The 26,823-nt window shown below is 66.3% G+C and carries 27 protein-coding genes; 18 read left to right on the top strand and 9 right to left on the bottom strand.

What is annotated here, in order from left to right; all coding sequences use genetic code 11:
- Positions 1 to 196 precede the first annotated feature (196 nt).
- From ACNSN4_RS00430 to ACNSN4_RS00390, 9 genes are all read left to right on the top strand, one after another.
- Positions 197 to 424, top strand: coding sequence for a DNA-directed RNA polymerase subunit H (locus ACNSN4_RS00430; protein WP_418283797.1), 228 nt, complete (start codon positions 197 to 199; stop codon positions 422 to 424).
- Positions 421 to 1,986 carry a DNA-directed RNA polymerase subunit B'' gene (locus tag ACNSN4_RS00425; protein WP_008002121.1) on the top strand — a complete coding sequence of 522 codons (1,566 nt, stop codon included), beginning with the start codon at positions 421 to 423 and terminating at the stop codon, positions 1,984 to 1,986. The genes ACNSN4_RS00430 and ACNSN4_RS00425 overlap by 4 nt, the downstream gene beginning before the upstream one ends.
- Position 1,987: 1 nt before the next feature.
- Positions 1,988 to 3,817 carry a DNA-directed RNA polymerase subunit B gene (gene rpoB, locus ACNSN4_RS00420; RefSeq protein ID WP_418283796.1) on the top strand — a complete coding sequence of 610 codons (1,830 nt, stop codon included), beginning with the start codon at positions 1,988 to 1,990 and terminating at the stop codon, positions 3,815 to 3,817.
- Positions 3,818 to 3,823: 6 nt separating this feature from the next.
- Positions 3,824 to 6,751: a DNA-directed RNA polymerase subunit A' gene (locus ACNSN4_RS00415; RefSeq protein ID WP_418283795.1), complete on the top strand. Its 2,928-nt coding sequence runs from the start codon at positions 3,824 to 3,826 to the stop codon at positions 6,749 to 6,751.
- Positions 6,744 to 7,958, top strand: a complete 1,215-nt coding sequence (gene rpoA2, locus ACNSN4_RS00410; RefSeq protein ID WP_418283794.1) for a DNA-directed RNA polymerase subunit A'' — start codon at positions 6,744 to 6,746, stop codon at positions 7,956 to 7,958. The genes ACNSN4_RS00415 and rpoA2 overlap by 8 nt, the downstream gene beginning before the upstream one ends.
- The gene (locus tag ACNSN4_RS00405; RefSeq protein WP_418283793.1) at positions 7,958 to 8,377 is read left to right on the top strand and encodes a NusA-like transcription termination signal-binding factor; all 420 of its coding nucleotides are present in this window, start codon (positions 7,958 to 7,960) and stop codon (positions 8,375 to 8,377) included. Before rpoA2 ends, ACNSN4_RS00405 begins: the two co-directional genes overlap by 1 nt.
- A gap of 114 nt (positions 8,378 to 8,491) precedes the next feature.
- The gene (locus tag ACNSN4_RS00400) at positions 8,492 to 9,310 is read left to right on the top strand and encodes a hypothetical protein (RefSeq protein ID WP_418283792.1); all 819 of its coding nucleotides are present in this window, start codon (positions 8,492 to 8,494) and stop codon (positions 9,308 to 9,310) included.
- Between the two features lie 237 nt (positions 9,311 to 9,547).
- On the top strand, positions 9,548 to 9,976 hold the full coding sequence (locus ACNSN4_RS00395; RefSeq protein WP_004048726.1) for a 30S ribosomal protein S12: 429 nt from the start codon (positions 9,548 to 9,550) through the stop codon (positions 9,974 to 9,976).
- Positions 9,973 to 10,623 (top strand): 30S ribosomal protein S7, encoded by a 651-nt coding sequence (locus tag ACNSN4_RS00390; protein ID WP_418283791.1) that lies wholly within the window; start codon positions 9,973 to 9,975, stop codon positions 10,621 to 10,623. Before ACNSN4_RS00395 ends, ACNSN4_RS00390 begins: the two co-directional genes overlap by 4 nt.
- A 133-nt stretch (positions 10,624 to 10,756) precedes the next feature.
- Here the strand turns inward: ACNSN4_RS00390 and ACNSN4_RS00385 are convergent, their stop codons facing one another.
- Positions 10,757 to 12,742, bottom strand: coding sequence for an aconitate hydratase (locus ACNSN4_RS00385; RefSeq protein ID WP_418283790.1), 1,986 nt, complete (start codon positions 12,740 to 12,742; stop codon positions 10,757 to 10,759).
- Positions 12,743 to 13,018: 276 nt separating this feature from the next.
- On the opposite strand from ACNSN4_RS00385, the gene ACNSN4_RS00380 reads away from it, so the two are divergent.
- Positions 13,019 to 13,492 carry a deoxyuridine 5'-triphosphate nucleotidohydrolase gene (locus ACNSN4_RS00380; protein ID WP_418283789.1) on the top strand — a complete coding sequence of 158 codons (474 nt, stop codon included), beginning with the start codon at positions 13,019 to 13,021 and terminating at the stop codon, positions 13,490 to 13,492.
- Positions 13,493 to 13,508: 16 nt separating this feature from the next.
- Here the strand turns inward: ACNSN4_RS00380 and ACNSN4_RS00375 are convergent, their stop codons facing one another.
- The 4 genes from ACNSN4_RS00375 to ACNSN4_RS00360 all read right to left on the bottom strand — a co-directional run bounded on the left by ACNSN4_RS00375 (position 13,509) and on the right by ACNSN4_RS00360 (position 17,145).
- Positions 13,509 to 13,883 carry a tautomerase family protein gene (locus tag ACNSN4_RS00375; protein ID WP_418283788.1) on the bottom strand — a complete coding sequence of 125 codons (375 nt, stop codon included), beginning with the start codon at positions 13,881 to 13,883 and terminating at the stop codon, positions 13,509 to 13,511.
- A 304-nt stretch (positions 13,884 to 14,187) separates the two neighbouring features.
- Positions 14,188 to 15,564: an LLM class flavin-dependent oxidoreductase gene (locus tag ACNSN4_RS00370; RefSeq protein ID WP_418283787.1), complete on the bottom strand. Its 1,377-nt coding sequence runs from the start codon at positions 15,562 to 15,564 to the stop codon at positions 14,188 to 14,190.
- A 109-nt stretch (positions 15,565 to 15,673) separates the two neighbouring features.
- Positions 15,674 to 16,081, bottom strand: coding sequence for a CBS domain-containing protein (locus ACNSN4_RS00365; protein WP_418283786.1), 408 nt, complete (start codon positions 16,079 to 16,081; stop codon positions 15,674 to 15,676).
- A gap of 71 nt (positions 16,082 to 16,152) precedes the next feature.
- On the bottom strand, positions 16,153 to 17,145 hold the full coding sequence (locus tag ACNSN4_RS00360; protein ID WP_418283785.1) for a DUF5787 family protein: 993 nt from the start codon (positions 17,143 to 17,145) through the stop codon (positions 16,153 to 16,155).
- A gap of 100 nt (positions 17,146 to 17,245) precedes the next feature.
- On the opposite strand from ACNSN4_RS00360, the gene ACNSN4_RS00355 reads away from it, so the two are divergent.
- The 4 genes from ACNSN4_RS00355 to ACNSN4_RS00340 all read left to right on the top strand — a co-directional run bounded on the left by ACNSN4_RS00355 (position 17,246) and on the right by ACNSN4_RS00340 (position 20,411).
- Positions 17,246 to 17,629 (top strand): hypothetical protein, encoded by a 384-nt coding sequence (locus ACNSN4_RS00355; protein ID WP_418283784.1) that lies wholly within the window; start codon positions 17,246 to 17,248, stop codon positions 17,627 to 17,629.
- Positions 17,626 to 18,282: an NUDIX hydrolase gene (locus ACNSN4_RS00350; RefSeq protein WP_418283783.1), complete on the top strand. Its 657-nt coding sequence runs from the start codon at positions 17,626 to 17,628 to the stop codon at positions 18,280 to 18,282. Before ACNSN4_RS00355 ends, ACNSN4_RS00350 begins: the two co-directional genes overlap by 4 nt.
- Positions 18,283 to 18,366: 84 nt before the next feature.
- Positions 18,367 to 19,485, top strand: coding sequence for a hypothetical protein (locus tag ACNSN4_RS00345; RefSeq protein ID WP_418283782.1), 1,119 nt, complete (start codon positions 18,367 to 18,369; stop codon positions 19,483 to 19,485).
- 92 nt (positions 19,486 to 19,577) lie between these two features.
- The gene (locus ACNSN4_RS00340; RefSeq protein WP_418283781.1) at positions 19,578 to 20,411 is read left to right on the top strand and encodes an NAD+ synthase; all 834 of its coding nucleotides are present in this window, start codon (positions 19,578 to 19,580) and stop codon (positions 20,409 to 20,411) included.
- Between the two features lie 90 nt (positions 20,412 to 20,501).
- Here ACNSN4_RS00340 and ACNSN4_RS00335 read toward each other — a convergent pair whose 3' ends face one another.
- Together ACNSN4_RS00335 and ACNSN4_RS00330 are read right to left on the bottom strand one after the other, a co-directional pair.
- On the bottom strand, positions 20,502 to 20,651 hold the full coding sequence (locus ACNSN4_RS00335; RefSeq protein ID WP_170938266.1) for a DUF7563 family protein: 150 nt from the start codon (positions 20,649 to 20,651) through the stop codon (positions 20,502 to 20,504).
- 167 nt (positions 20,652 to 20,818) lie between these two features.
- On the bottom strand, positions 20,819 to 21,919 hold the full coding sequence (locus tag ACNSN4_RS00330) for an anthranilate phosphoribosyltransferase (protein ID WP_418283780.1): 1,101 nt from the start codon (positions 21,917 to 21,919) through the stop codon (positions 20,819 to 20,821).
- Positions 21,920 to 22,230: 311 nt separating this feature from the next.
- Between ACNSN4_RS00330 and ACNSN4_RS00325 the strand changes: the two genes are divergently transcribed.
- The 4 genes from ACNSN4_RS00325 to ACNSN4_RS00310 all read left to right on the top strand — a co-directional run bounded on the left by ACNSN4_RS00325 (position 22,231) and on the right by ACNSN4_RS00310 (position 24,754).
- Positions 22,231 to 22,389, top strand: a complete 159-nt coding sequence (locus tag ACNSN4_RS00325) for a DUF7317 family protein (protein ID WP_418283779.1) — start codon at positions 22,231 to 22,233, stop codon at positions 22,387 to 22,389.
- Positions 22,390 to 22,481: 92 nt separating this feature from the next.
- Complete coding sequence (gene ahbB, locus ACNSN4_RS00320) at positions 22,482 to 23,540, top strand: siroheme decarboxylase subunit beta (protein ID WP_418283778.1); 1,059 nt, start codon at positions 22,482 to 22,484, stop codon at positions 23,538 to 23,540.
- 137 nt (positions 23,541 to 23,677) lie between these two features.
- Positions 23,678 to 24,484, top strand: coding sequence for an aldo/keto reductase (locus ACNSN4_RS00315; protein ID WP_418283777.1), 807 nt, complete (start codon positions 23,678 to 23,680; stop codon positions 24,482 to 24,484).
- 114 nt (positions 24,485 to 24,598) lie between these two features.
- Positions 24,599 to 24,754 (top strand): hypothetical protein, encoded by a 156-nt coding sequence (locus tag ACNSN4_RS00310; protein WP_418283776.1) that lies wholly within the window; start codon positions 24,599 to 24,601, stop codon positions 24,752 to 24,754.
- 66 nt (positions 24,755 to 24,820) lie between these two features.
- Here the strand turns inward: ACNSN4_RS00310 and ACNSN4_RS00305 are convergent, their stop codons facing one another.
- On the bottom strand, positions 24,821 to 26,101 hold the full coding sequence (locus ACNSN4_RS00305; RefSeq protein WP_418283775.1) for an RNA-guided endonuclease InsQ/TnpB family protein: 1,281 nt from the start codon (positions 26,099 to 26,101) through the stop codon (positions 24,821 to 24,823).
- 190 nt (positions 26,102 to 26,291) lie between these two features.
- Positions 26,292 to 26,759 (bottom strand): hypothetical protein, encoded by a 468-nt coding sequence (locus tag ACNSN4_RS00300; RefSeq protein WP_418283774.1) that lies wholly within the window; start codon positions 26,757 to 26,759, stop codon positions 26,292 to 26,294.
- Between the last annotated feature and the right edge of the window lie 64 nt (positions 26,760 to 26,823).

Raw genomic sequence — 26,823 nt, 5'->3', positions numbered from 1 at the left:
CGTGACAGGGTCGAAGGAGTCACATCGGGGAGGCGATCGGCGGTACTCTTTTGTGTACGACCCGCATGGATCGAGGTATCGCACGCCCCCGTCGCCATGAGCCGTGCGCAGCGGCGTCAGTTGGCAAGTCTTATGCCGTTGGCGCATGTAGCGATCTGTAGTATCTCGTGATAGCTTCTCTCAACAACCACCACCCATGGTAGACGTAAGCCAACACGAACTCGTCCCGAACCACGTCCTGCTCGATCCCGAAGAGATCGACGAGGTTCTGGTAGAGTACGACGTGAAGCGGACGAACCTGCCGAAGATCAAACGCACGGATCCCGCGCTCCCCGACGAGGCCGAGGTCGGCGACGTGGTGAAGATCGTTCGAAACTCCCGCACGACCGACGAGGCGGTCGTGTACCGATTAGTCGTCTCATGAACAGGCAAGACCGACGCGTGGTCTCACGCGAGTATTTCTCCGACGAACGGCTCGCTGAACATCACTTCCGCTCGTTCAACAACTTCCTCGACCGCGGCATGCAGGAAGTCGTCGACGAGAAGGAGACGATCGAGACCGACATCGGCGACAAGGAGGGCCAAGAGCCCGTCTACGTCGAGCTCGGCGACGTGCGGATGGTCACTCCGCGCGTTCGCGAGGCGGACGGATCCGAGGAGCTGCTGTACCCGCAAGAGGCCCGGCTCCGAAACATCACCTACTCCGCGCCCGTGTTCATGGAGATGTCCATCGTCCGCGGGGGCGAGGACGAGCCCGAACAGGTCGTCGACACGACCGAGACGAAGGTCGGCCGGATGCCGATCATGGTCGGCTCGAACAAGTGCAACATGGCCGGCTTCTCCGACGAGGAGCTCATCGACATCGGCGAAGACCCGGTCGACCCCGGCGGCTACTTCATCGTCAACGGCTCCGAGCGCGTGCTGATGACCTCGGAGGACCTCGCACCGAACAAGATCCTCGCCGAGTACGACTCGAAGTACGGCGACGAGATTCAGGTCGCGAAGACGTTCTCCCAGCGGCGCGGGTACCGCGCGCTGGTGCTCTGTGAGCGCAACCGCGAAGGGCTGCTCGAAGTGTCGTTCCCGTCCGTTTCGGGCTCGATCGACTTCGTGACCCTCGTCCGTGCGCTCGGCCTCGAATCCGACGAGGAGATCGTCCACCGGGTCTCCGACGACCCGGAGATCGTGAAGTTCATGCTGGAGAATCTGGAGGAGGCGTCGGTGCAGACCACCGAGGAGGCCATCGAGACCCTCGGGGAGCGCGTCGCCTCCGGTCAGGGGAAGAACTACCAGCTCAAGCGGGCGAACTACGTTATCGACCGGTACCTCCTGCCGCATCTCCACGAGGAGGGCGTCGACGAGGAGGACGTGCGGATCAACAAGGCGTACTACCTCTGCCGGATGGCCGAGGCGTGTTTCGAACTCGCCTTGAACCGCCGCGAGGCCGACGACAAGGACCACTACGCGAACAAGCGCCTGAAGGTCTCCGGCGACCTGATGCGCGACCTGTTCCGGACCGCGCTGAACAAGCTGGCCCGCGACGTGAAGTACCAGCTGGAACGCGCGAACATGCGTAACCGGCAGCTCACCGTCAACACGGTCGTTCGCTCTGACGTGCTGACCGAGCGGCTCGAACATCCGATCGCGACGGGCAACTGGGTCGGCGGGCGGTCCGGCGTCTCCCAGCTCGTCGACCGGACGGACTACATGGGCGTCCTTTCGCACCTGCGCCGTCTGCGCTCGCCGCTGTCGCGGTCGCAGCCGCACTTCGAGGCGCGGGACCTCCACGCGACCCAGTGGGGTCGCATCTGTCCCTCCGAGACGCCGGAGGGACCGAACTGCGGGCTCGTGAAGAACTTCGCGCAGGCGATGGAGCTCTCACAGACGGTCGACGACGAACAGGGGCTGAAACGAGAACTGGCGTCGATGGGTGTCGAGGGGATCCCCGGCATCGAGGGCGTCGAACGACAGACGGCGGACGACTAATATGGCTCAGGCAGAACGCGAAGCGAAAGTGTACGTCAACGGGAGCCTCGTCGGGACCCATCCGGACCCCGAGGCTCTCGCCGAACAGATTCGCGAGGCGCGCCGACGCGGCGACGTCTCGGAGATGGTGAACGTCTCGGTCAAGGACCGAACGCGAGAGGTGATCGTCAACGCGGACGCGGGACGCGCCCGGCGACCGCTCATCGTCGTCGAGAACGGCACGCCGCTCCTCGGTGACGAGGAGGTCGAGGCGGTCGAGCGCGGCGACGTCGAGTTCGAGGACCTCGTCGAGCGCGGCTACGTCGAGTTCATCGACGCCGAGGAGGAGGAGGACATCCTCGTCGCCGTCGACGAAGAGGACGTGACCGACGACCACACGCACCTCGAGATCGACCCGCAGCTGGTGTTCGGTATCGGCGCGGGGATGATCCCGTACCCCGAGCACAACGCCAGTCCACGGATTACCATGGGCGCGGGGATGATGAAGCAGTCGCTCGGACTCCCCTCCGCCAACTACCGGATCCGTCCGGACACGCGTCAGCACCTGCTGCACTACCCGCAGCTGGCGATGGTGAAGACGCAGACCTCGGACCAGATCAGCTTCGACAAGCGCCCCGCGGCGCAGAACTTCGTCGTCGCCGTGATGAGCTACGAGGGGTTCAACATCGAGGACGCGCTGGTGATGAACCAGGGCTCCGTCGACCGCGCGCTGATGCGCTCGCACTTCTTCCGGACCTACGAGGGCGAGGAGCGTCGGTACCCCGGCGGCCAGGAGGACCGCTTCGAGATTCCCGACCAGGACGTGCGCGGCGCGCGCGGTGAGGACGCGTACACGCACCTCGACGAGGACGGCCTCGTTAATCCGGAAACGAAGGTCGACGAGTCCTCGGTCCTGCTCGGCAAGACGAGCCCGCCGCGCTTCTTAGAGGAGCCCGACGACATGGGCGGGCTCTCTCCGCAGAAGCGCCGCGAGACGAGCGTGACGATGCGCTCGGGCGAGGACGGCGTCGTCGACACGGTGACGCTGATGGAGGGCGAAGACGGATCGAAGCTGTCGAAGGTGAAGGTGCGCGACCAGCGCGTTCCCGAACTGGGCGACAAGTTCGCGTCCCGACACGGCCAGAAGGGAGTCGTCGGCCACCTCGCACCGCAGGAGGACATGCCCTTCACGGAGGAGGGGGTCGTCCCCGACCTCGTGATGAATCCTCACGCGCTGCCGTCGCGGATGACGGTGGGCCACGTACTGGAGATGCTCGGTGGGAAGGTCGGCTCGCTTCGCGGCTCGCGCGTCGACGGAACGCCGTTCCAAGGCGAAGACGAGGAGGAACTCCGCGGCGGCCTAGAGGACCACGGCTTCAAGTCCTCCGGCAAGGAGGTCATGTACTCGGGCGTCACCGGCGAGAAGGTCGACGCGGAGATCTTCGTCGGGACCATCTTCTACCACAAGCTGTACCACATGGTGTCGAACAAGCTCCACGCCCGCTCGCGCGGTCCGGTGCAGGTGCTCACGCGCCAGCCGACCGAGGGGCGCGCCCGCGAGGGAGGCCTGCGAGTCGGGGAGATGGAGCGCGACACGATCATCGGCCACGGCGCGTCGATGGTGCTCAACGAGCGGCTCTTGGAGTCCTCTGACGCCGAGACGGTCCACGTCTCCGCGGAGACGGGGCTCGTCGCCGTCGAGGACCGCGAACAGCGCCGCGTGTACGACCCGGTCACGGGCGACGAAGACGACATCCACGAGCTCGAAGTGAGCTACGCGTTCAAGCTGTTGCTCGATGAAATGATCGCCCTCGGCATCCGACCGAAGCTCGAACTGGAGGACGCAATTTAAATGTCAATGCAAACACCGAAAGTGCTCGGCGGCATCGACTTCGGCCTCATGGACCCGGAGACGTACCGGGACATGTCGGCGACGAAGGTGATTACGGCGGACACGTACGACGACGACGGCTACCCGATCGACATGGGGCTGATGGACCCGCGGCTCGGCGTCATCGACCCCGGCTTGGAGTGTCGGACGTGCGGTTCTCACTCCGGCTCCTGTAACGGCCACTTCGGCCACATCGAACTCGCCGCGCCCGTCATCCACGTTGGCTTCACGAAGCTCATCCGGCGGCTGCTCCGTTCGACGTGCCGCGAGTGCGGGAAGCTCGCCTTGGACGAGGCGCAGCGCGACGAGTTCCGCGAGCGCTACGAGCGCGCCGAGGAGCTCGGCGACGACCAGCACGACGTCCTGAAGGCCGCCGTTCGGCAGGCGCGGAAGGCGTCGACGTGTCCGTTCTGCGGCGAGCCGCAGGCGGACATCAAACACGAGAAGCCGACCACGTACTACGAGGTACAGGACGTGCTCTCCGGCGAGTACTCCGAACGCATCGCGGCCGCGATGCAGCCGGACGAGGAAGAGGACGACCCGGGAACCTCCCCGCAGGAACTCGCCGAGAAGACGGATATCGCTCTCGATCGGATCAACGAGATCATGGCCGGGGAGTTCCGCCCGCGGAAGGAGGACCGCCGCGCTATCGAGAAGGCGCTCGACATCGACCTCACCGAAGAGGACATGAACAAGCTGATGCCCTCGGACATCCGCGACTGGTTCGAGGACATCCCGAACGAAGACCTCGAAGTCCTCGGCATCGACTCGGAGGACTCCCGACCGGAGTGGATGATTCTGACCGTCCTCCCGGTGCCGCCGGTGACCACGCGACCGTCGATCACGCTCGATAACGGCCAGCGCTCGGAGGACGACCTCACGCACAAGCTGGTCGACATCATCCGCATCAACCAGCGGTTCATGGAGAACCGCGAGGCGGGCGCCCCGCAGCTGATCATCGAGGACCTGTGGGAGCTGTTACAGTACCACGTCACGACGTTCGTCGACAACGAGATATCGGGAACGCCGCCGGCGCGACACCGCTCCGGCCGTCCCCTCAAGACCCTCAGCCAGCGGCTGAAAGGGAAGGAGGGCCGCTTCCGCGGATCGCTGTCCGGGAAGCGCGTCAACTTCTCTGCCCGGACCGTCATCTCGCCCGACCCGACCCTCTCCCTGAACGAGGTCGGCGTCCCCGACCGGGTCGCCATGGAGATGACCCAGACGCTCAACGTCACCGAGCGCAACGTCGACGAGGCGCGTCAGTACGTCCGAAACGGACCGGAAGCGCACCCCGGCGCCAACTACGTCCGCCGACCGGACGGACGCCGTCTGAAGGTGACCGAGAAGAACTGCGAGGAGCTCGCCGAGAAGGTCGATCCCGACTGGGAGGTCAACCGACACCTCGTCGACGGAGATATCGTGATCTTCAACCGGCAGCCCTCGCTCCACCGGATGTCCATCATGGCTCACGAGGTCGTGGTGATGCCGTACAAGACGTTCCGGCTCAACACCGTCGTCTGTCCGCCGTACAACGCCGACTTCGACGGCGACGAGATGAACATGCACGCGCTCCAGAACGAGGAGGCCCGCGCGGAGGCTCGCGTCCTCATGCGCGTCCAAGAGCAGATTCTGAGCCCCCGCTTCGGCGGGAACATCATCGGCGCGATCCAGGACCACATCTCCGGGACGTACCTGCTCACGCACTCGAATCCGGAGTTCACCGAGACGCAGGCGCTCGACCTGCTCCGGGCGACCCGCGTCGACGAGTTGCCCGAGGCCGACGGCGTCGACGAGGAGGGCCGCGAGTACTGGACCGGCCGGACGCTGTTCTCGGAGCTGCTCCCGGACGATCTCTCGCTGCACTTCACGTCGTCGACCGGCGACGACGTCATCATCGAGAACGGCCAGCTCGTCGAGGGGACGATCGACGAGGACGCCGTCGGCGCGTTCGGCGGCGAGGTCGTCGACACCCTCACCAAGGAGTACGGCGAGACGCGCTCGCGCGTATTCATCAACGAGATCGCGTCGCTGGCGATGCGCGCGATCATGCACTTCGGGTTCTCGATCGGGATCGACGACGAGTCGATCCCGCCGGAGGCCGAAGAGCAGGTCGACGACGCTATCCAGAGCGCGTACGAACGCGTCCAGGAGCTAATCTCAACGTACGAGGCGGGCGAGCTGGAGTCCCTCCCGGGCCGCGGTGTCGACGAGACGCTGGAGATGAAGATCATGCAGACCCTCGGGAAGGCCCGTGACTCGGCCGGTGAGATCGCCGATCAGCACTTCGGCGACGACAACCCGGCGGTCGTGATGGCCCGCTCCGGCGCGCGTGGTTCGATGCTGAACCTCACGCAGATGGCCGGCTCCGTCGGTCAGCAGGCGGTTCGCGGCGAGCGGATCAACCGCGGCTACGAGGACCGGACGCTCTCGCACTACAAGCAGAACGACCTGTCCGCGGAGGCGCACGGCTTCGTGGAGAACTCCTACCGCGGCGGGCTCACGCCCGAGGAGTTCTTCTTCCACGCGATGGGCGGGCGCGAGGGGCTGGTCGACACGGCGGTCCGGACCTCGAAGTCCGGGTACCTCCAGCGTCGCCTCATCAACGCGCTCTCCGAGCTGGAAGCGCAGTACGACGGCTCGGTCCGGGACACCTCGGGCCGAATCGTCCAGTTCGAGTTCGGCGAGGACGGCACCTCGCCGGTGAAGGTGTCCTCGGGCGAAGGCGACGGTATCGATGTCGACGACATCGTCGACCGCGTCGTCGACTCGGAGTTCGACTCCGACGAGGAGAGAGAGCGGTTCCTCGGCGAGCGCGCGCCGCCGACCAACCTCTCGGAGCACGCCGGACCGGGCCTCAACAAGGCCGCGGGTACGGGGGTGGAGTCCGATGACTGAGTACGACCACGTCACCGACGACATGGAAGCCGTCGTCGAGGCGACCGAACTCCCGTCGCGGCTCAAGAGCGAAGTGTACGAGGCGATCGATCGCAGGGCAGCGGAGACCGGCGAGCTCACGATCGAACAGGCGACGGACATCGCGACCGGCGTCGAGAACCGGTACATCGAGACGCGTGTCGACCCCCTCGATCCGGTCGGAACCGTCTCTGCACAGTCGATCGGTGAGCCCGGGACGCAGATGACGATGAACACCTTCCACTACGCGGGTGTTGCGGAGATCGACGTCACCCAGGGGCTCCCGCGGCTCATCGAGCTGGTGGACGCCCGGAAGACGCCGGACACGCCGATGATGACCGTCCACCTCGACGGCGAGTACGCGACGGACCGCGAGAAGGCCCACGAGGTCGTCTGGTCCATCGAGGCGACGCGCATCCTCGCGCTCGGCGACGTGTCGACGAACGTGGCGGACATGCTCGTCCGCATCGACCTGAACGACGACACCCTCCTCGAACGGTGGCCGACCCACTCGGACCCGTCCGAGATCGCCGCGATCATCGCCGAGACCATCGAGGACTCGCTCGGCGTCGACGCTCGACAGTCGGGCAGCGTCATCGAGTTCGGCCCGAACGAGCCGAGCTACCGCGAGCTGCTCCAGCTCGTCGAGCGCCTGCGCGAAATCGTGTTCAAGGGGATCGAAGAGATCGAACGCGTCGTCATCCGAAAAGAGGAGATCGACGGCGACGAGGAGTTCGTCCTCTACACGGAGGGGTCGGCGTTCGGCGACGCACTCGACATCGAGGGCGTCGACGCCTCGCGGACCACGTGTAACAACATCCACGAGATCTACCGCAACCTGGGCGTCGAGGCGGCCCGCGAGACGATCATCGACGAGACGAAGAACACGCTCGAAGAGCAGGGGCTCGACGACGTGAACGTCCGGCACCTCATGCTCGTCGCGGACATCATGACGAACAACGGCGAGATCGACTCGATCGGTCGGCACGGTATCTCGGGCTCGAAAGACTCCGTGCTCGCCCGCGCGGCGTTCGAGGTGACCGTGAATCACCTGCTCGACGCGGCGATCCACGGCGAGTACGACGAGCTCGACGGCGTCATCGAGAACGTCATCGCCGGCAAACCGATCTCGCTGGGAACCGGCGACGTCGACCTCCGGATGGGGTCGCGCGTCGTGAGCGACGACTGATGTACGTCGAGCTCTCCGACGAGGCGCGGCGCTACATCGGTCGCTTCGACGAGCTGACCGGGGTCGCACCGAAGGACTGCCTCGTGGAGAGCGATCGGCTCGTGTTTCTCGTGCCGGCCGGCGAGATGGCCGCCGCGATCGGACAGGCCGGGGAGACGGTCGAGGAGGCGGAGCGACGGCTCGCCAAGTCCGTCGATCTCGTCGAAGACGCCGATACGCCCGAAGCGTTCGTCGCGAGCGCGCTCGCACCCGCGCCGGTCAACGCCGTGACTATCTCGGAGCAGAACGACCGCGTCGCGTACGTCGAGGTGCCGGAGCCCGACCGCGGCGTCGCCATCGGAGCCGACGGCGAAAACATCGAAACGGCCCGACGGCTGGCGAAGCGACATCACGATATCGACGACATTCAGCTGACCTAGGCGGCGGTGAGGGCGACGACGGGTCCGTTCAGCGGCAACGGGCTCGCTCGGCGATCGCACCGAGCGGTCCCCGCCGACCAGCGGTCTTTTTGTGCCGGAGAAATTTCACGGGGTATGGACCGGAGACGCTTCCTCACCGGCACGGGCACGGCCGTCGCGGTCGGAATCGCCGGCTGTGCCGGCGCGGGATCCGATCGGCCGTTCGACGACGCCGACTGGCGCGACGGCGACGGGCTGGATCTAACCGTCCTCGCCGAACGCCACACGGAGGCGCTCGTCGATGCCGGCGGAGTCACGCTCTTTTCGACCGCCGAGACGGACCACGACGGCGAGGAGCAGCCGAACCCGTGGCTCCCGTCACAGGAGTACGAATCCGGGTACGATCTGGAGAACGAGCGACAGTACGTCCGCCAGGAGATCCCCGACGACGGGGAGCCGGAGGTCTCGGAGCTGTTCATCGCCGACGACGAGGCGCTGTTCCGACAGCGGATCGGCGACAGGGTGCAGTACGACCGCCAGCCGATCAACCTGACCGGCGACCAGCTCGCGGAGACGATGCGATCCGAGGTCGTGACCGGGATCCGCGTCGAGGGAGAGACCGCCGCGGGCGAGACGGAGTACGAGGGACTGAACCTGTGGAACCCGACGAGCGACGGCGAAGGCTCGGTGCGCGGCGAGCCGACCGCGCGGTTCGTCTCCGACGCGTTCGACGGCGATCGAACCATTCCGTCGACGATCGAGACCGCGTCGGCGACGGCGCACGTGTTCGAATCGGGGATCGTCCCGCGACTCACCCAGTCCTGGGAGGGGGACCACGACGGTCAGGTCGTCACCGTCGACATCGGAATCGACTACCGAGACCCCGGCGCGGAGATTTCGGAGCCCGAGTGGCTGGCGGACGCGCGGGAGGCGACAGGCGCTGAGGGCGACTGAGCGTCGCGGTGGCGGGCGGGCGGATTCGAGACCCGAGCCGGGAATGACTCGGACCGAGAACGACGGGCGCTCGCGTGCGCTTACCGGCTCAGCGGGGACGAGCGCCCGTCCTTTACGATCTGCGTGTCAGAAGAAACACCCTCAGAACGGACGAGAGGTACCGCTCGGGCGATCTGAGGGCGTTTCGTCGCATCGAAAGACGACGCTTAAGTAGCTTCGCTTGGAAGTGGGTGTACGATGGCGAACGGCAAATACGCGGCCCGTAAGCTCAAACAGGACCGGCAGAAACGCCGCTGGTCCGACTCCGAGTACGCTCGGCGAGAGCGCGGGCTCAAGAAGAAGTCCGACCCCCTCGAAGGCGCCCCGCAGGCTCGCGGGATCGTCCTGGAGAAGGTCGGGATCGAGGCAAAGCAGCCGAATTCGGCGATTCGAAAGTGTGTCCGCGTGCAGCTCATCAAGAACGGGAAGCAGGTCACCGCGTTCTGTCCCGGTGACGGCGCTATCTCGTTCATCGACGAGCACGACGAGGTCACCATCGCCGGGATCGGCGGAGCCAAGGGTCGCGCGATGGGCGACCTCTCCGGCGTCAACTACAAAGTCGAGAAGGTCAACGGCGTCTCGATGATCGAACTGGTTCGCGGAAACGCGGAGAAGCCCGTCAGATGAGCGGGGAAGAAGCCGAGGCGGAGCCCGACGAGGAGGTCGCCGCCGACGAGCCGGAGCCGGACGCGCCCGCGTCCAGCGAGGCCGCCGACGAGAACGCGCAGCTGTTCGGCGTCTGGGACGTCACCGAGATCGCCTACGACGACCCGTCGACGAAGCGCTACATGACGGTGACCCCCATCGCCCACACGATGGGTCGTCACGCGTCGAAGCAGTTCAAAAAGAGCGAGATCTCCCTGGTCGAGCGGCTGATTAACCGCCTGATGCAGACCGAGGAGAACACGGGCAAGAAACAGCAGGCGACGCGGATCGTCCGCGACGCCTTCGACATCATCCACGAGCGGACCGAGGAGAACCCGGTACAGATCCTCGTCACCGCCGTCGAGAACGCCGCGCCCCGGGAGGAGACCGTCCGTCTGAAGTACGGCGGGATCTCCGTTCCGAAGGCCGTCGACGTCGCGCCGCAGCGCCGCGTCGATCAGGCGTTGTTGTTCATCTCCAGCGGCGTCGCCAGCGCGACGTACAAGTCGACCACCTCCGCGGCCGAAGCGCTCGCGAACGAGCTCATCGCCGCGGCCGACTACGACGCGAGCGCCTACTCCATCTCACAGAAGGAAGAGCGCGAGCGCGTCGCCGCCGCGGCCCGCTAACGCCGCCGAACCGTTTTTCTCTCGTCTTTTTACTGCGACGAGCGATAGCGCTGGGCGAATCGAAAACGCACAAGATACTGTCGGGTTGACACTACGCGTAGCGAAATACGAAGAAAACAGGGTAGCAGCGGGCTCAGTCGTCGGCGGGCGCCGCGTCGGAGCCACCGTCGTGCTGCTGTTTGACCCACGAGAGCTTGCCGCCGGACGCGAGGATCTCGCGTTCGCGCTCGGAGGCGTCGAGTTCGGCCGTGAACTCCCAGTCGCCGTTGACGCTGACGGTGAACTCCTCCTGACCGGAGCGGACACCGGCGGGCACGTCGTCGACGATATGGATGTCGTCGCCCTGGTCGATCTTCTCGTACGTCCCCACGTCGATGGTGAGGGGGACGATACCGAAGTTGAACAGGTTCGCCTTGTGGATGCGGGCGAAGCTCTGCGCGAAGACGGCCTCGATGCCGAGGTACATCGGACAGAGGGCCGCGTGTTCACGCGAGGAGCCCTGGCCGTAGTTCTCGCCGGCCACGAGGACGCCGCCGTCGGCGTCGAGCGAGCGCTGCGCGAACGTGTCGTCGACGCGCGAGAGCGTGAACTCGGAGAGCTTCTCGATGTTCGAGCGGAACTTCAGGATGTCCGCCGTCGCCGGGATGATGTGGTCGGTGGTGATGTTGTCCTCCATCTTGAGGAGCGCTTCACCGCCGATGTCGGCGTCGATGCCGTCTTTGAGCGGCACGTCGCCGATGTTCGGGCCCTTGACGAGGCCGTCGTCGATCGCCTCGTCGGGCGAGATGATGTCGGCGTCGTCCCGTCCCATCCCGGGACCGTACTTGGTTCCCATTTCGAGACCGGGCGCCTCGAGGTCGCCGAGGTCGTCGGCGAGGTCACGCGGGTCGATGATCTTGCCGGTGATGGCCGCCGCGGTGGCGACCTCGGGCGAGCAGAGGAAGACGGAGTCGTCTTCGATACCGGATCGGCCCTCGAAGTTGCGGTTGAAGGTGCGCAGCGAGACGGAATCGGAGGCGGGCACGTGACCGATACCGATACACGCGCCACACGTCGCCTCGGAGAAGTTGACGCCTGCCGCCATCATCTCCGCGGTCCAGCCCTCACGGGCCAGCATCTCGGAGGCCTGCTTGGAGCCGGGCGCGACGATCATCTCGGTCTGCTTGGCGATCTCGCGACCCTCCAGCATCTTCGCGCTGGGGAGGATGTCCTCGTAGGCGCCGTTCGTACAGGAGCCGACGATGACCTGCTCGACGTCGGTGCCCGCGTACTCGCTGACGGGGGCGACGTTGTCGGGCATCGACGGTGCGGCCACGAGCGGCTCGAGCTCGCTGAGGTCGACCTCGATGGTCTCCGCGTACTCCGCGTCGTCGTCGGGCTGGAGGTCGACGAACTCCTCTTCGCGGTCCTGGCGCGCGAGCCAGTCCTTCGTCTTCTCGTCGGTCGCGAAGATCGAGGAAGTGGCGCCGAGCTCGGTACCGAGGTTCGTGATCGTGGTCCGCTCGGGGATCGAGAGGTTCTCGGCGCCGGGGCCGGTGTACTCGAAGATCTTACCGACGCCGCCCTTGACCGTCAGCTCGCCGAGCAGGTGGAGCGCGACGTCCTTCGCGGTCGCCCACTCGGGAAGCTCGCCTTCGAGGTGGACGTTGACGACTTCCGGCATCTCGACGTAGTAGGGGCCGCCGCCCATCGCGACGGAAATGTCGAGTCCGCCCGCACCGATCGCGAGCTGGCCGAGCCCGCCGGGGGTCGGCGTGTGCGAGTCGGATCCGAGAAGCGTCTTGCCGGGCGCAGCGAAGTTCTCCTTGTGGACCTGGTGGCAGATACCGTTACCGGGTCGAGAGAAGTACGCGCCGTACGTGCCGGCCGCAGAGCGGAGGAAGCGGTGGTCGTCGGTGTTCTTAAAGTCGAACTGGTACGTCTGGTGGTCGCAGTACTGCGCGGCGAGTTCCGTCTGGACCTCGTCGAGGTCCAGCGCCTCGAACTGGAGCCACACCATCGTTCCGGTCGTGTCCTGCGTCAGCACCTGGTCGATCTCGATGCCGATCTCCTCGCCGGGCGTCAGTTCGCCCTCGATGAGATGGTCATCGAGGATCTTCTCCGTAATCGTTTGTCCCATATCATCCGGAGGTCGCTCTCCCGTGAATATAAAACCCGCGAGTTTTCCGAAAGATCGACCGTGTTAGATTCGCCGGATCGGCAACTATTGAGGCGATAATCGGATGGTATCAATTACCATGACACAGAAGATCGTAACGAGTATTTAAGGATCATAAAGGGTCGAAACGACCGATATCGGCTATATTACGAGAGGTAACCGATTCGGACGCGCGGCGGCCGCCGTCGCGATCGCCGTGGCGACACCGTTTAGTCTCGCCCGCGGATTCGGGCGGATATGTTTGACTCAGGCGCGTCGGTCGCGGCGGCACTCGAAGCGGGCGGCGCCGCCCTCGATAGCGAACAGCGACAGCCCAACGGCGTCGACCTCACGCTCGGAGCGGTGTTCGAACAGGCCGAACCGGGGTTCGTGGGGCGAGACGAGAAACGCGTCGCCGAGCGCACGGAGCTCACGGCCGACGACGGACGCTATCGGCTCGGTCCCGGTACGTACGTGGTCCGCTACGGCGAACCGGTCCGAATCCCGGAGGGCCGGATCGGCTTCGTGCTCCCGCGCTCGACGCTGCTGCGGAACTCCTGTACGCTCGACACCGCCGTGTGGGACGCGGGCTACGAGGGCGTCGGAGAGGGGCGACTCGACGTCGGCCACGCCGTCGAAATCGAGCCCGGCGCGCGGATCGCCCAGATGGTGTTCGCTCGCGCCGACCACGAGGGGACGTACGACGGGGCGTATCAGGGCGAAGGGCTCTAAGGAGACGCCGCCGCCGTCACTCGCGCTCCCAGTCGCCGCCGACGCGGTCGAGTCCCATCATGTTCTCGCCCGCGTGCTCGGTGAACACGACCTTCACGTTCGGCTCCGGAACGCCGAGCTCCGCGACCGCGTGCTCCATCACGGCGACCGCGAACGCCCGCTTGTACTCGAACGGGCGGCCGTCGCGTATCTCGGCGTCGAGGAAACACAGCGGGCCGTCGACGCCTCGACCGATCGCCATCGCCGACGGCTCGTGCTCGGCGATGGTCACCGCGACGTGCCCGGCCGTCGTCTCCATCTCGTCGGTGTATCGGTCGGTGACGAACGCGATGAGCGACTCGCGCTCCGACGGCGACAGCGACAGCGTCGTCGCGAACTGTAACAGGGGCATACCGGACGGTCGCGCGACGAGGTCTTGGGCCTGTCGGCGAACGACGGGTTCAGCGGCGGCGCAGCGGCTCGGATTCGAAAGGAAACGAACGCCCCGCCGTGCCGGGAAAAGGTGGCACGGCGCAGCGTTCAGTAGGTCCCCGCTGACGCTTCGGCCCTCCAAGCGAAGCGTCACGCGTTATGAGCGCTGGAATCCACTTAAGCGTGCCGGGGGCGGCAGAGTTCTCGTATTAGAAAGCGGCAACGTCTTCACAAGACACGGGTGCGCGGAAGGCCTCGATCCGGGAAGACGGACCCTGATCCGCCTACTGTCTGGCCGGATGATCGTCTCGGAGCCGGGGCTGACCGGGCCCGAGAAGCCGCTCGCGAAGGGTGCTTCCCGAGTTTCCCTCGTGGGCCGCAGCAGTCGGGTCCGGAACCAGACCGCGCTCGCGCAACTCGGGGACGACGAGGTCGACGAAGTCAGTCAACGAGTCGGGGCGAACGACCTCCTTCACGTTGAACCCGTGGACGCCGACCGCCTCGTGCCAGTACTGGAGTTCGTCGGCGACGTGTTCGGGCGTGCCGACGATCGTCGGCGACGTGGTGCCGAGCCCGCAGAACTCCGCGACCTCGCGGACGGTCCAGTCGCGGTTCGGCTGGGACTTCGTGAACGCGTTCATCGTGCCCTGAATGGCGTCCGTCTCGATGTGTTCGACTTTCTGATCGGGATCGAGCTCCGAGAGATCCATGTCGAGGAACCCCGAGAGCAGCGCGAGCGTCGCCTCGACGTCGACGTGGCGTGTGTACTCCTCGTGTTTCGCCTCCGCGAGCGCCTGCGTCTCACCGACGATCGGGACGACGCCGATGAAGAAGCGGAGACTTTCCGGGTCGCGCCCGTGGTCGGCCGCCCGAGATTTCACGTCCGTCACGTACTCGCGGACGCCTTCCTCCGTCGGTTGGCTAGCGAAGACCGCTTCGGCGTTCGCGGCCGCGAACTCGCGCCCGCGGTCGGAGGATCCGGCCTGATACACCACCGGGGTCCGCTGCGGAGACGGTTCACAGCCGTGCGGGCCGGGCACGGAGAAGTGCTCGCCCTCGTGGCCGATCGCGTGTACCTTCTCCGGGTCCGTGTACCGGCCCGATTCGCGGTCGATTTCGACCGCGTCGTCGTCCCACGACTCCTCCCACAGCTTGTAACAGACGTCGAGGAACTCGTCGGCGCGGTCGTACCGCGTCTCCTTGTCCATCCGCTCGTCGAGTCCGAGGTTCTCCGCGGCCGACTGCAGATAGGAGGTGACGACGTTGATCGCGATCCGTCCGTCCGTGAGGTGATCGAGCGTGGAGAACTCCCGCGCGAGCTGATAGGGGTGGGTGTACGTCGTCGAGCGGGTCACGGCGAAGCCGAGCTCGTCCGTGACTTCCGCCATCGCGGGGACCACGAGCTGCGGGTCGCTCGCGGGCGTCTGCACCGCCTTCTCGACGGCCGTGTCGCGGTCGTCGCCGTACACGTCGTACACCCCGCGGACGTCGGCGAAGAAGACCGCGTCGAAGCCGCCGCGCTCGGCGGTTCGGGCGACCTCGGTCCAGTACTCGCGGTCGGCGTACTCCGGGGACCGGTCGCCGGGGTAGGTCCACGACCCCGGCGAGACGTGCTCGACGGAAGCCATGGTGAAGAGGTTGAGGTGCAGGTGGTCGGACATAGCCGACGGTAGGCGATCCGGGGGTAATACCCCACAGAAAGGGGCGGCACTTGACGGCGTCGGGGACGCGTCGAGGCTCGTCGAGCCTCGACGGGAGGACCCCCGCCCCCTACTGCGACACCGTCTCGGGAGCGGAGACGTACGCCGCGAAGTCGGAGGTCGTGATGATCCCGATCGGCGCGTCGCCGTCGACGACGGGGACGTGGTGGAAGCCGTGCTCGACCATCGTGGCGGCGACCGCGGCGACGGAGTCCTGCGCGCCCGCGGTGATCGGGTCCGGCGTCATGTATCGCTCGACGGTCGTCTCCGCTTTCGGCTGGCTCTTGGCGACGATGTCGACGAAGTCCGTCGAGGTGAGGATACCGACGAGGTCGCCGTCGTCGTCGACGACCAGCGCCGAGCTGATGTCGTTGTCGAGCAGTACGGCCGCCGCGTCCTCGACCAAAGTGTCGGGCGTCACGGTGTGAAGCTCGCTCGTCATCAGGCGTGCGACGAACACGTCATCGATGTCGTCCATACCCGTACGTTCCGCCGTCGACGTATAAAGCGTTGCCACGCGTAACGCGACCCCGCTCACGGAAACGCCGCTCACAGGAACCGCGAGAGCCCCGACTGCCGGCGCGGACCCACTCCATCCGGGTCGGCTACCCACGCGGTTCGCTCGTCGCGGAGGCGGTCGCGCTCGGTCGGTGGAACGGTATCGCGCTCAGGCCCCGGAGTGTCGCCACGCCCGGTCGCGGGCTCACACGCGTCACAGCCCGCGCCGCACTCCCGCCCCGGGTCGACGACCCGCTCGAAGTGCGCGCAGTACGGCCGACCGTCGTCCGTCGCGGTCGCGTGCGCGCAGTCGGGGAGAGACGGACGCCACCCCTTCCCGTAGGCGCGCTCGGCGATCCGCCGGCGCTTCCGGGCCTTCGCGTCCGGGGCGACGAGCGCAACGTCGGTGCGGAGTCCGCGTTCCTCGCGGATCTCGGTGCCGGGGTCGTCGGGGTCGAGCGGCGTCGGCTCCCGGACGACCTCGCGCTCGCCGGTCTCGGGATCGAACCGCCAGACGCCGACCGGGTCGGGTATCCGGTTGAGATGTGCGCGGGTGACGTACGAGGCGGTCGCGAGCACCACCTCGTCGAACAGACCGAGCGCGACGTCGTACCGCAGTTGCGCCGCCAGATCACCGGGCGTGCCGAGGTCGGGCTTGTTCTCGATCGCCGCCAGCGAGCCGATCCAGTCGGTCGGATACCGTGCGGTCGCGCGAACGACGGGCCTACCGCCGTGTCGCTCGCGTTCGAGATAGCCGATGTCGACCGCGCGGTCGACGACGGCGGCGGCGCGGCTCGGCGGAAGATCGAACGCGTCAGCGACGGGAACCGCTGCACCCGACCCCACGTCGGCCTCGATAGCGGGGGCCGGGATGCGATCGGGCGTGATCGCCGCCCGCCGATCGAACTCGGGCCCGGGGGTCAGCACGCAGACGTCGACGATCCGCCCGCCCGGGTTCGTGATCCCGGCTCCGAGCTGCCGAGCGACGACCCTATCGGGTGATTCGAGCGCGGCGCACAACGCCAGCTCGAACCGGTATTCCATGAACGAGCGTGGGACGCTGGCGGGTAAAGCGCATCGGCGAACTCGCCGCCGGAGCCGCCGCGGGCGAAACCGGTATTCCCCGGCGGCACCAACGCCAACCATGCGCCCGGTCACCCGAAACCTCCTCATCGCAATCGGGCTGGTCATCGTCGCCCTGCTCGCGTTGGGTGCCCTCCCGAGCTATCTCGGTAGCGGCGACCCGTACTATCTCACCGCCGAGCCGATCGAGACGGACCAGACCGCGGTCGACGTGAACAACGTCTCCGAGCGGCGGTATCCGTACCTGATCGGGGCGCTCACGACCGGTGACGGGCGCTCGGAGGGGTATCAGCTGGGACCGTACGGGATGAAAGAGTGGTTCACCCACACGCCGTTCGACGAGGTCGACGCGCTCACCCAGCAGGTTCCGGAGGCCCGCGACGGCGACGGGGTCCGCGTGAGCTACGACGGCGGGACGTATTACGTGGAGGTGGTGCAGCCGTGACCGGAACAGCGGACGACCCGACAGAAAACGGGTCGGTAGACGAGAGGCCGACCGACCGCGAACCGGCCCGCGACCTCCGCGACCTCCCCGCTTTTGCAGACGGGCGACTCCACTCGCTGCCCGGCGAGCCGGAGTGGCCGGTTCGGGAGGTCGCCGTCGAGTACGACCCCGGCTGGTTCGTCGGCGGATACGACCGCGTCGAGCAGCCGGACGGCTCGGAGAAGAAGTACTACTGGGCGGAGCTTCCGCCCGCGACCGTCGTGATCGCGGTCGCCGACGACCGAGTGCTGTTCGTCGAGCAGTACCGCCCGACCGTCCGGAACACCCAACTGGAGCTTCCCGCGGGGATCGTCGAACCCGGCGAATCGTACACCGCGGCAGGTGCGCGCGAGCTCGCCGAGGAGACCGGCTTCGCGCCGTCGTCGACGTCGCTCCTCCAGGAGGTGTGGTGTTCGACCGGCGTGTTGCGTCACACGCGCGGGTACGTGTTCGCCGAGGGACTGGAGCCGGTCGACGTCGACCACGACAGCAACGAGTTCCTCGTCCCGCGGACGGTCCCGATCGACGAGGCGCTGGAGGTCGCCCGCGAGCCGCCGACGAACGACGCGACGCTGGAGGGCTTGTTACTGGCCGACCGCGACGGTCTGCTGTAGTTGTCCGAAGCGGCCCGCCGAGAGGACCGTACGGCCCGAGCCTCGGCCGAAGCGACCAATACGTCGCAGACGCGATCCGAGGCCATGAGCGACGAGCCGGCGGGTGCCCCCGCGACGACCGCGCCCGGCGACGACGCCAGGACCGCGCCCGACGACGTCCCCCCCGTCCACGTCGGCTCCGAGACGGTCGCAGGGTTCCTCGCGCTGTCGGTTCCGGCGGTCGTCCTCGTTGCGCTCGGCGCCGCCGGCGCGGCCACGTCCGACGCTGGGACGCCGCTCACAGCGCTCGTCGCCGCAGTCCTGACCGTCACTGCCGCCGCGGTCGTCGTCGGGGCCCGCGCGGAGTGGTCGGCCCTCCGTGCGGCGCTCGCTCGCGGGAGCGAGGGCGGCGTCCTCCGCCCCTCGCTGGTGGAGGCGCGCGATCTCGTGGCGATCCCGATCGCCGTCGTCATCGGAGCGATCTCGACGTACGGGCTCGCAGTCGAAGCCGGGGTCACGCCCGTCGTCGGGGCTGGAGCGGTCGGTGTGACGGCCGCGGTCCTCGCACCGACCCGGGCCGTACCGGCGTACTGCGGCGCGTTCGTCGGGATGACGTCGCCCGCGCTGTTCGACACCTACGTCGCGACGACCGCCGCCGCCGGGGTCGCAGCCGTCCTGTTCCTCGCGGCCCGGCCGGTGTACCACGGCGTCGGAGGAAAACTCGGAACGACCGCCTTCGTCGGCGTCACGTTCACCGCGGCCGCCACGGCCCGGCCGTTCCCGACCGCGGCGATCCCCGGCCGGGAGACGGTGCTCCTCGTCGTCGTCACGGCCGTGATCGCAGCGGTCATCACGTTCTCGCTGCACGTCCGCGTCGGCGGGAGCGCCGTGGCCGCGTCCGGCCTCGTCGGCGTCGTCGCTGGGACCGGCTTTCCCCTCGCGCTGGGTCCGGAGGGGACGCTCCCCGCGGCGGCCGCCTTCGGAGCGTCGTTCGCGGGGATGAGCGGCACGGGTCGGCTTCCGGACGAACGGTGGGTCGCGCTCGCCGGGGCCCTCGTCGGGGTGATCGTCGTCTACACGTCGCCGTTCCTCGCGGGTTCCGGCGGGAAGCTCGGGACGATCGCGTTCGGGTCCTCGATCGCGGTTCACGGCGGGCTCCGTACCACGCACCTCGTCCGGTTCCGCCGCCGACTCGACGCCGCACGCGAGCGGGACACGACGTGACATCGTGGCTGTCGAAGCGTCGGAATCAGACGCGCGTCCAGTTCGGCAGCGCGACGGGGAGGTATTAGTCGTCTCGGTACCTCACGTCGTTCATGAGCCAGCATACGGAGCAGTCGGTGTTGCTGTCGGACGACCCCCCGCTCGACCTCCGCCTGTCGGATGAGGAACTGGCGGCGACCCGCGAGCGAATCGTCGCGTTCATCGCGGACCTCGTCGACGACGCGGGCGCGGAGGGAGCCGTCCTTGGGCTCTCGGGGGGGATCGACTCGACGCTGACTGCTTACCTCGCCGTCGAAGCGCTCGGCGAGGACGGTCTCCGCGGGATCACGATGCCCGCCGAGGTGAACGATCCGGACGTGATGAGCGACGCCGAGCGCGTCGCCGACGACCTCGGGATCGAGTACGACGTGGTGGAGATCCAACCGATCGCGGAGCGGTTCTTCGGGGCGTTCCCGGAGGCGGCAGAGAGCCAGATGGCGAAAGGGAACGTGTACGTCCGGACCCGAGCCGTCCTGAACTACTTCGTCGCCAACGCGGAGAATCGGATCGTTCTCGGGACGGGGAACCGCGCGGAGGCGATGACGGGGTACTACACGAAGTACGGCGATCAGGCCGTGGACTGCAACCCGATCGGGAATCTGTACAAACAGCAGGTCCGGCAGCTGGCCGCACACGTCGGCGTGCCCCGCGACCTCGTGATGCAGGAACCGACCGCCGGGATGTGGGAGGGGCAGACCGACGCGGCGGAGCTCGGCCTCGACTACGACACCGTCGACGCCGTCCTCGCGGTCCACGTCGACGGCGGACTCTCCCGGTCCGCGACGGTGCGGGAGCTCGACGTGCCCGCGGAGGCGGTCGATCGGGTGGTCGAGCTGTCCGAGCGCAGCGCTCACAAGCGAGCGATGCCCCCGGCTCCGGACCGGTAGGGTCGACCGCAGGCAGGTCGGGTCGGCGGACGGCAGCACGACGGCATAGAAGCGGACGCGAAACGGCGGAAGCCCCGGCTGAGTCCGTTTTCAGGCGTCGTGCGCCCGTTGTTTCGTGACCTCCGCGATACCGGCGTTCGCCGAGCAGTTCGGGCAGGCGTGGATCCGGCCGCGCGCGTCCGAGAACACGCGGGCGAACCGGTCCGAGACGTGCGCGTCGCAGTGTTCACACGTCGGCATCGTCGGTGAGCACCTCGTGTTGCGTGTGGTCGTGTAACATGGTGGGTCTCTGCATGCGATAGTTGGTCACGAGCACCTAAGTGGGCTTTCCGAACTCAGTCCGAAATTCCTCCAAAAAGTCTCAGACGACGGCCGAGGCGAGTCGAGCGTCGGGGGGCGTATCGCCCTCAGAACGCCTGCAGCGCTTCGAGCACCGCGAGCGCGGAGCCGTCGTCGATCGCCTCGCGAGCCGTCTCTAGTCCGGCTTCGATAGAGTCGGCGTCCTCGCGGGCGTAGATCCGGAGCGCGGCGTTGACCGCGACCGCGTCCGCGAAGGCGTCGTCCCGCTCGCCGGCGAGCACGTCTTCCGTAATGCGAGCGGACTCGACGGCGACGTCGTCGACCGCGAGGTCGTCCTCTTCGAGGTCCATCCCGTAGTCGGCGGTCTCGATCTCGAAGTCGGTGAAGCTCGCTCCATCGCTGCCGGCGTCTCCCGCGTCGTCCTCATCGGCTGCGGTCCACTCGGCGACCTTCGTGTAGCCGGGGCGAACGTCGTCGTACCCCTCCATTCCCTGGAACATCAGCACCCTGTCGAGACCGTGGAACTCGCTCTCGACGAACGTGTCGACGACCTTCTTCGCGAACGCGAGGTGATAGAAGGAGCCGAGGTGGACCGAGGCACCGGCGGGGTTCGCCAGCGTCTCGATCGTGTTAACGAACGTCCGGACGCCCATCTGGTCGCGGCGGTCGAACAGGTCGTCGATCGCGGGGTTGAACGCGGGCTGGTAGTAGAAGCCGAAGCCGGTCTCGTCGACCATGTCGGCGGAGTCCCGGGGCGTCAGCTCAGTCGCGACGCCCAGTTCGTCGAGGACGTGTTTGTACGCGTCCTGCTTCTGCGTGGGGACGCGGTCGCCGGAGTGAACGACTATCGGGGTGCCCGCGGCGGCCGCGACGACGCCCGCCGCGACGCCCAAGATCGCGGTGCGCCCCTTACCGTCGTAGTTCGCGCCGCAGTCGACGGGGTCGCAGTCGGGTTCGGCGTAGTCGACGCGCTCGCACATCACGTCGACGTACGCGCCCAACTCTTCGGCCGTGTTCCGCTTCCAGCGGTTCGCGAGCCAGAACGCCCCGAGCGTCGTCGGGTCGGGCTCGTCCGCGAGGATTCGCTCGAACGCCTCGGTCGCCTGCGCGCGCGTCAGGTCGTCGGCCGACTTGTGGCCGGAGCCGCAGACCTCGGTCATCAACCGCTTGAGGGGCCACTCGCCGAACTCCTGGGTCGCCTGAGCCATACGCGTCGTTCGGCCTTCCGAACGAAAAGTCCCTCGCTCGGCTCCCGGACGGCGGGAACAGCAGAGCGGCCCGACAGAGAACAGCAGCGGAGGAGCGCGGCGGGGGTGACCGCGCGCGAGCCGGATAGCGGGGGCGTCGGCTCGATTGCGTCGCGATCATGAGAACAGATCACATACTAGTAGTGGACATTCTTTCAATTAAGTTCTTGTTATCTTCATGAGTAGCTACTTCTATCTCGTTCGAGTATCATAATCGAGCTGAATACGCGACAGAATTATATACTCGTCCATCTATGAGAGAGACGTACCCGATGACGTCCAAATCCGTCGCCACCGCACTCACGCTGTATCGCGCCCGCACGTTGACCCTCGAACAGGCCGCGACCGTCGGCGGCTGCTCCGCGGCGCAGTTGGAAGCGAGCGCGCGGGCGTTCTCGCCGACGCCGGAGAAGTCCTCTGCTGACGAGTAGTCCTCCGCGAACACCCTCGGACCCCTTCGAGGAGGCCGTCTCCGAGACCGGGTGTCGAAACCCGTAGATACCTCCGTCCCCTTATCCGAGTAATGAGTCTGGACGCCGACTGGCGGGCCGGAATCGACGCGGTCGACGCCGCGCTCATCGACGAGTACCAGAGCGGCTTCCCCGTCGAACCGCGCCCGTTCGAGCGGGTCGCCCGGGAGATCGCGGCCGAGACGGGCGTCGAGGTCGACGCCGACGAGATTCTCGACCGCGTTCGCAGCCTCCGAGAGCGTGGCGTGTTCCGACGGTTCGGCGCGGTGCTTAACCCTCCGGTTATCGGTTCGTCGACGCTCGCGGCGGTGCGTGCGCCCGAGGACCGATTCGACGAGATCGCCGAGATAATCAACGGCTACCGGCAGGTGAATCACAACTACCGGCGCGATCACGAGTGGAACCAGTGGTTCGTCGTCACCGCGGGCTCCCGAGAGCGACGCGACGAGATACTCGCCGAGATCGAGGAGCGAACCGGCTGTGCGGTGCTGAACCTCCCGATGTTGACCGATTACTACATCGATCTGGAGTTTCCCGTGGTCAATAGGGACCGGTTCGCGCGCGAGTCTCTCGAAGAAACTGACGTTTCCGCCACCCGCATCTCGGAAGACGCCCGTGGCGATCTGAGTTCGGTGGAGGCCGACCTCCTCTTGGCGATCCAAGACGGCTTCCCGCTGTCGGCGACCCCCTACGCCGACATCGCGGCCGAGATCGACGCCCCTCTCGACGACGTACTCGCCGCGGTCGAGCGGCTGCTCGCCGACGGCTGTATCAAGCGGATCGGCTGCGTCGTCAATCACATCGTCACCGGGTTCACGAGCAACTGCATGGTCGTCTGGAACGTCCCGGACGACGAGTTGGACGAGCGCGGCGAAGCGGTCGGGAGCCTCCCGTACGTCACGCTGTGTTACCACCGCCCGCGCCGCCCGGATCAAGACTGGGAGTACAACATGTTCACGATGATCCACGGCCGCGAGGCCGAGGCGGTCGACGCGAAGATCGACGAGCTGGCGGCCGAGCACCTCCCGTTCGAGCACGAGCGACTCTACTCGACGGAGACGCTGAAACAGACCGGCGCGGGGTACGAGTCGCTCGTCGCCGACGAGCGCTGACCGGCGATCAGTCGTCCGCCGTGGCGGCGACGAAGTCGACCGTCGAGACGACGTCGAAGGAGACGAGGCGGAACGTCTCCCTCGACGCGGTCGACAGGCCGATCCCTTTTACGCCGACGGCGGTCGAACCACCGCATATGACAGACGCGTTCGACCGACTCGGCTACGGGACATACAGGCTCGACGACGGCGAGGAGTGCGCCGCTGGCGTCGCTCACGCGATCGAGACGGGATACCGACACGTCGACACGGCACAGGGGTACGACAACGAGGCGTCGGTGGCGGCCGGGATCGACCGGACCGACGTCGACCGCGACGAGCTGTTCGTCGCGACGAAGCTCTCGACGGATAACCTCTCGTACGAGGACGCGATCGCGACCGCCGAGGAGAGCCGCGAGCGCCTCGGCGTCGACTCGATCGATCTGCTGTACGTCCACTGGCCGATCGACACGTACGATCCGGCAGAGACGCTGCCCGCGCTGGACGACCTCGTCGACGACGGCGTCATAGACCGGATCGGCCTCTCGAACTTCGAGCCGGACCAGCTGGCCGAGGCGATCGACCGGCTCGACCACGACGTGTTCGCTCATCAGGTCGAGTGCCACCCGCTCCTCCAGCAGCGCGAGCTTCGCGAGCGTGCGGTCGACGACGATCACTGGCTCGTAGCCTACTCCCCCATCGCGCGGAACCGCGTCGCCGACGTGGATCTCCTCCGAGAGATCGGCGAGGCGTACGACGCGAGTCCCGCGCAGGTGAGCCTCGCGTGGCTGCTCTCGAAAGACCGTGTCGCGCCGATCCCGAAGGCAGCCACTCCCGAGCACGTTGAAGCGAACTGGGCGGCGCGGGAGCTCGCTCTCGACGACGCCGATATCGAACGGATCGACGGTCTCGACCGCGGCGAGCGCGTCGTCGACTTCGCGGAGGCCCCGTGGAATCGGGCGTGAAACGTCGACAGGGTAGTGGAGATATATAGCACTAATAAGGCGCGTAGGGCGCTATATCTGCCACATAGTCGAGTTTACGTTGCGCGGCGAGAATCGGCCAAGCGTGAGTCGAGCGTGACCGCCTCCGATTCCAGAGACCGGCCGACCCTGCTCGTTGCGACGCCGAGCGCAGATCGGGTGACCGAGTGGCTATGGACACTCATCGCGCTGGCCGGGACCTTGACGCTGCTCGTGGTGCTGTTCACGGTCGAGTTGATGCTCCGACTTTGACATCCTCCCCGCGCTGAAGGGCGAGGATTCCCACGGCACCGCACCGCTGGGTTGGGATATTGTGGTTTACGACGTAACCTGTTCTTGAGGCGCGAACGCGCCAGTTTCCTTGTCAAACAAGAACGTCGATGGCTGTGCCAACCAGCCGTTACTCCTATTCACCGAGAGATTCGGTGAACTCGGAGATACTTTTTGCCGAATGTTCTCAGCGCCGTTCACATCTGCATTCGCCACTGTACCGCACTCATCGCAGACATACAGTCCGCGTTCAACACGATTCGCATCACGCGTCTGGCCACAGCACGAACACGACTTCGAGGTATCCCGCTCAGACACGTGCTCGACCGTGATGCCTTCCATCTCCGCTTTGTATTCGAGCAGATCGGTGAAGCGGTCGAACGCCCACGAGTGTAGCTCGAGATTACCGTTCGTGCCCCAGTCTTTTGACTCACCGTTCTCCTCATCCTCACGGATGCCGGAGAGATCGCCCACCACAATCGTTCCAATTTCCTCCTCAACACATCGCTGAACGATGTGTTTCGAGAGCGTGTGGAAGTAGTGTGTGCGGCGGGCCGACTTCTTCTGGTTCAACCGCGTGGCCTGCTCGGAGTCCGAGTTGTCACACCGAGCGATTCGCTTGCTGAAGTAGTAGTCGTCCTGTTTCAAACAGTTAAGTGGGTACAACTCGCTGTGGCCGTCTTCATACGCGAGCGCGGCGAAGTTGTTGATACCGAGATCAACACCCACCGTCTTCTCACCGGGGGCTTCAGCCACGTCGATCTCGACCTTGCAGACGAAGTGGATCTCCCACTCGTCGCCTGTCCACACAATCTTGACTTGTTGGACGTTCTCCACTGTGGAGAGGTCAACGTCGGGGCGAGTCTGGTACTTGCACAGGACGAAATCCGACCAATGTTCTTTCAGGTTTGATCCCTGTGAGAGTCGAACTCGGTCGTACTGAGTGTCGAGTTTGAAGCCTTTCTGCTTGAATGTGACTGTGGAACGCGGGTGTTCGTCGCCGTGTTTGCGGTAGCCGGGCGGGTTCGCTTTTGTATCTCCGTTGCGTCGGTTGCCGTACCAACCGTTGAACGCCTCAGCGAGTTCTTGAAGGACTCGCTGACTTGACTGAGAATGTAAGTCATCATAGCGTTCGTGGGTTTTGAGGTACGTGGTGAGTTCGTTGTGGTTAGGGATGTGATCAATTTCATCCCAGATCCGACTACACGTCCATCGGCCGACGTTCCAGAGTTTCGAGGCGGCAAACCCGAGCGAATCAAGGTCGTCTCGTACCCGCGACTGGTTCCGTATGGAAGCAGTGTAGGTACGAGTAACGACCTGTTTCGCCATATGTAACCTATGTAGATAAAATTACTTGAAGGTGTCCATTGGAGCAGCGTGGAATATCCAGCCGTGCCATCGAACGATGGACTGTGAAGGGTAGTGTCGGATTCATCCACGCGCTAAAGCGCGAGGCGTTCTCCTCGACTCTCCGTAACTCGGTCGAAGGTCGACGGAGACGCGCGGCCCACCCCGACGCTCACTCCGACGATCGCGGCTCAACTCGGGCCGAGAGGGTCCCGTCGGGTTCGACGACAACGGCCAACGAGACGTGCTCCGAGCCCCAGGCGACCTCGGGGAGTCGACCGACGATCGCGGCGTTCGACAGGGAGAGGTCGGTCGCACTCCCGCTGCCGTCCGTTCGTCGCGCACGGATCGCGTACGGCGCCGGATACGAGACGGAGGGACCGCGGAGGACGGCCGACGCGCCGTCGTCCCCGGTCGGAGCGAGCGCGACCTCGTGAACCGTGTCGTCACGGTCGCCGGACTCGTCGATGACCGAGACCGCTACGTTAACCGGCTCATCGGAGTCGTTTTCCGTCGATAGCGGCCGAAATCTGAGGTGGTTCCGAGTCGCGTACTGCTGGACGGCGACGCCGCCACCGATCGCCGCGGCGAGGCCGCCGACCGCACCGGCGAGGAGGGCGCGTCGGCTAGTGGAGGGCATGTGAGCGGGTCGAGGAGCGGGTCACTGATAAAAGGGCGCACGGCCGATCGCACCGGATCGATAC

Source organism: Halorubrum marinum, from assembly GCF_048381195.1.
In the GTDB taxonomy this organism is placed as follows: domain Archaea; phylum Halobacteriota; class Halobacteria; order Halobacteriales; family Haloferacaceae; genus Halorubrum.
This window is presented reverse-complemented; position numbering and strand designations above follow the sequence as displayed.

What these genes read in the sequence shown, in the direction of transcription:
- ACNSN4_RS00405 (WP_418283793.1), top strand. Translation starts at nt 7,958, where the DNA reads ATGTACGTCGAGCTCTCCGACGAGGCGCGGCGCTACATCGGTCGCTTC.
- ACNSN4_RS00370 (WP_418283787.1), bottom strand. Translation starts at nt 15,564, where the DNA reads ATGTCCGACCACCTGCACCTCAACCTCTTCACCATGGCTTCCGTCGAG.
- ACNSN4_RS00395 (WP_004048726.1), top strand. Translation starts at nt 9,548, where the DNA reads ATGGCGAACGGCAAATACGCGGCCCGTAAGCTCAAACAGGACCGGCAG.
- ACNSN4_RS00385 (WP_418283790.1), bottom strand. Translation starts at nt 12,742, where the DNA reads ATGGGACAAACGATTACGGAGAAGATCCTCGATGACCATCTCATCGAG.
- ACNSN4_RS00380 (WP_418283789.1), top strand. Translation starts at nt 13,019, where the DNA reads ATGTTTGACTCAGGCGCGTCGGTCGCGGCGGCACTCGAAGCGGGCGGC.
- ACNSN4_RS00375 (WP_418283788.1), bottom strand. Translation starts at nt 13,883, where the DNA reads ATGCCCCTGTTACAGTTCGCGACGACGCTGTCGCTGTCGCCGTCGGAG.
- ACNSN4_RS00430 (WP_418283797.1), top strand. Translation starts at nt 197, where the DNA reads ATGGTAGACGTAAGCCAACACGAACTCGTCCCGAACCACGTCCTGCTC.
- ACNSN4_RS00340 (WP_418283781.1), top strand. Translation starts at nt 19,578, where the DNA reads ATGAGCCAGCATACGGAGCAGTCGGTGTTGCTGTCGGACGACCCCCCG.
- ACNSN4_RS00345 (WP_418283782.1), top strand. Translation starts at nt 18,367, where the DNA reads ATGAGCGACGAGCCGGCGGGTGCCCCCGCGACGACCGCGCCCGGCGAC.
- ACNSN4_RS00365 (WP_418283786.1), bottom strand. Translation starts at nt 16,081, where the DNA reads ATGGACGACATCGATGACGTGTTCGTCGCACGCCTGATGACGAGCGAG.
- ACNSN4_RS00330 (WP_418283780.1), bottom strand. Translation starts at nt 21,919, where the DNA reads ATGGCTCAGGCGACCCAGGAGTTCGGCGAGTGGCCCCTCAAGCGGTTG.
- ACNSN4_RS00325 (WP_418283779.1), top strand. Translation starts at nt 22,231, where the DNA reads ATGACGTCCAAATCCGTCGCCACCGCACTCACGCTGTATCGCGCCCGC.
- ACNSN4_RS00355 (WP_418283784.1), top strand. Translation starts at nt 17,246, where the DNA reads ATGCGCCCGGTCACCCGAAACCTCCTCATCGCAATCGGGCTGGTCATC.
- rpoB (WP_418283796.1), top strand. Translation starts at nt 1,988, where the DNA reads ATGGCTCAGGCAGAACGCGAAGCGAAAGTGTACGTCAACGGGAGCCTC.
- ACNSN4_RS00415 (WP_418283795.1), top strand. Translation starts at nt 3,824, where the DNA reads ATGCAAACACCGAAAGTGCTCGGCGGCATCGACTTCGGCCTCATGGAC.
- ACNSN4_RS00360 (WP_418283785.1), bottom strand. Translation starts at nt 17,145, where the DNA reads ATGGAATACCGGTTCGAGCTGGCGTTGTGCGCCGCGCTCGAATCACCC.
- ACNSN4_RS00315 (WP_418283777.1), top strand. Translation starts at nt 23,678, where the DNA reads ATGACAGACGCGTTCGACCGACTCGGCTACGGGACATACAGGCTCGAC.
- ACNSN4_RS00400 (WP_418283792.1), top strand. Translation starts at nt 8,492, where the DNA reads ATGGACCGGAGACGCTTCCTCACCGGCACGGGCACGGCCGTCGCGGTC.
- ACNSN4_RS00390 (WP_418283791.1), top strand. Translation starts at nt 9,973, where the DNA reads ATGAGCGGGGAAGAAGCCGAGGCGGAGCCCGACGAGGAGGTCGCCGCC.
- ACNSN4_RS00300 (WP_418283774.1), bottom strand. Translation starts at nt 26,759, where the DNA reads ATGCCCTCCACTAGCCGACGCGCCCTCCTCGCCGGTGCGGTCGGCGGC.
- rpoA2 (WP_418283794.1), top strand. Translation starts at nt 6,744, where the DNA reads ATGACTGAGTACGACCACGTCACCGACGACATGGAAGCCGTCGTCGAG.
- ACNSN4_RS00425 (WP_008002121.1), top strand. Translation starts at nt 421, where the DNA reads ATGAACAGGCAAGACCGACGCGTGGTCTCACGCGAGTATTTCTCCGAC.
- ACNSN4_RS00335 (WP_170938266.1), bottom strand. Translation starts at nt 20,651, where the DNA reads ATGCCGACGTGTGAACACTGCGACGCGCACGTCTCGGACCGGTTCGCC.
- ACNSN4_RS00305 (WP_418283775.1), bottom strand. Translation starts at nt 26,101, where the DNA reads ATGGCGAAACAGGTCGTTACTCGTACCTACACTGCTTCCATACGGAAC.
- ahbB (WP_418283778.1), top strand. Translation starts at nt 22,482, where the DNA reads ATGAGTCTGGACGCCGACTGGCGGGCCGGAATCGACGCGGTCGACGCC.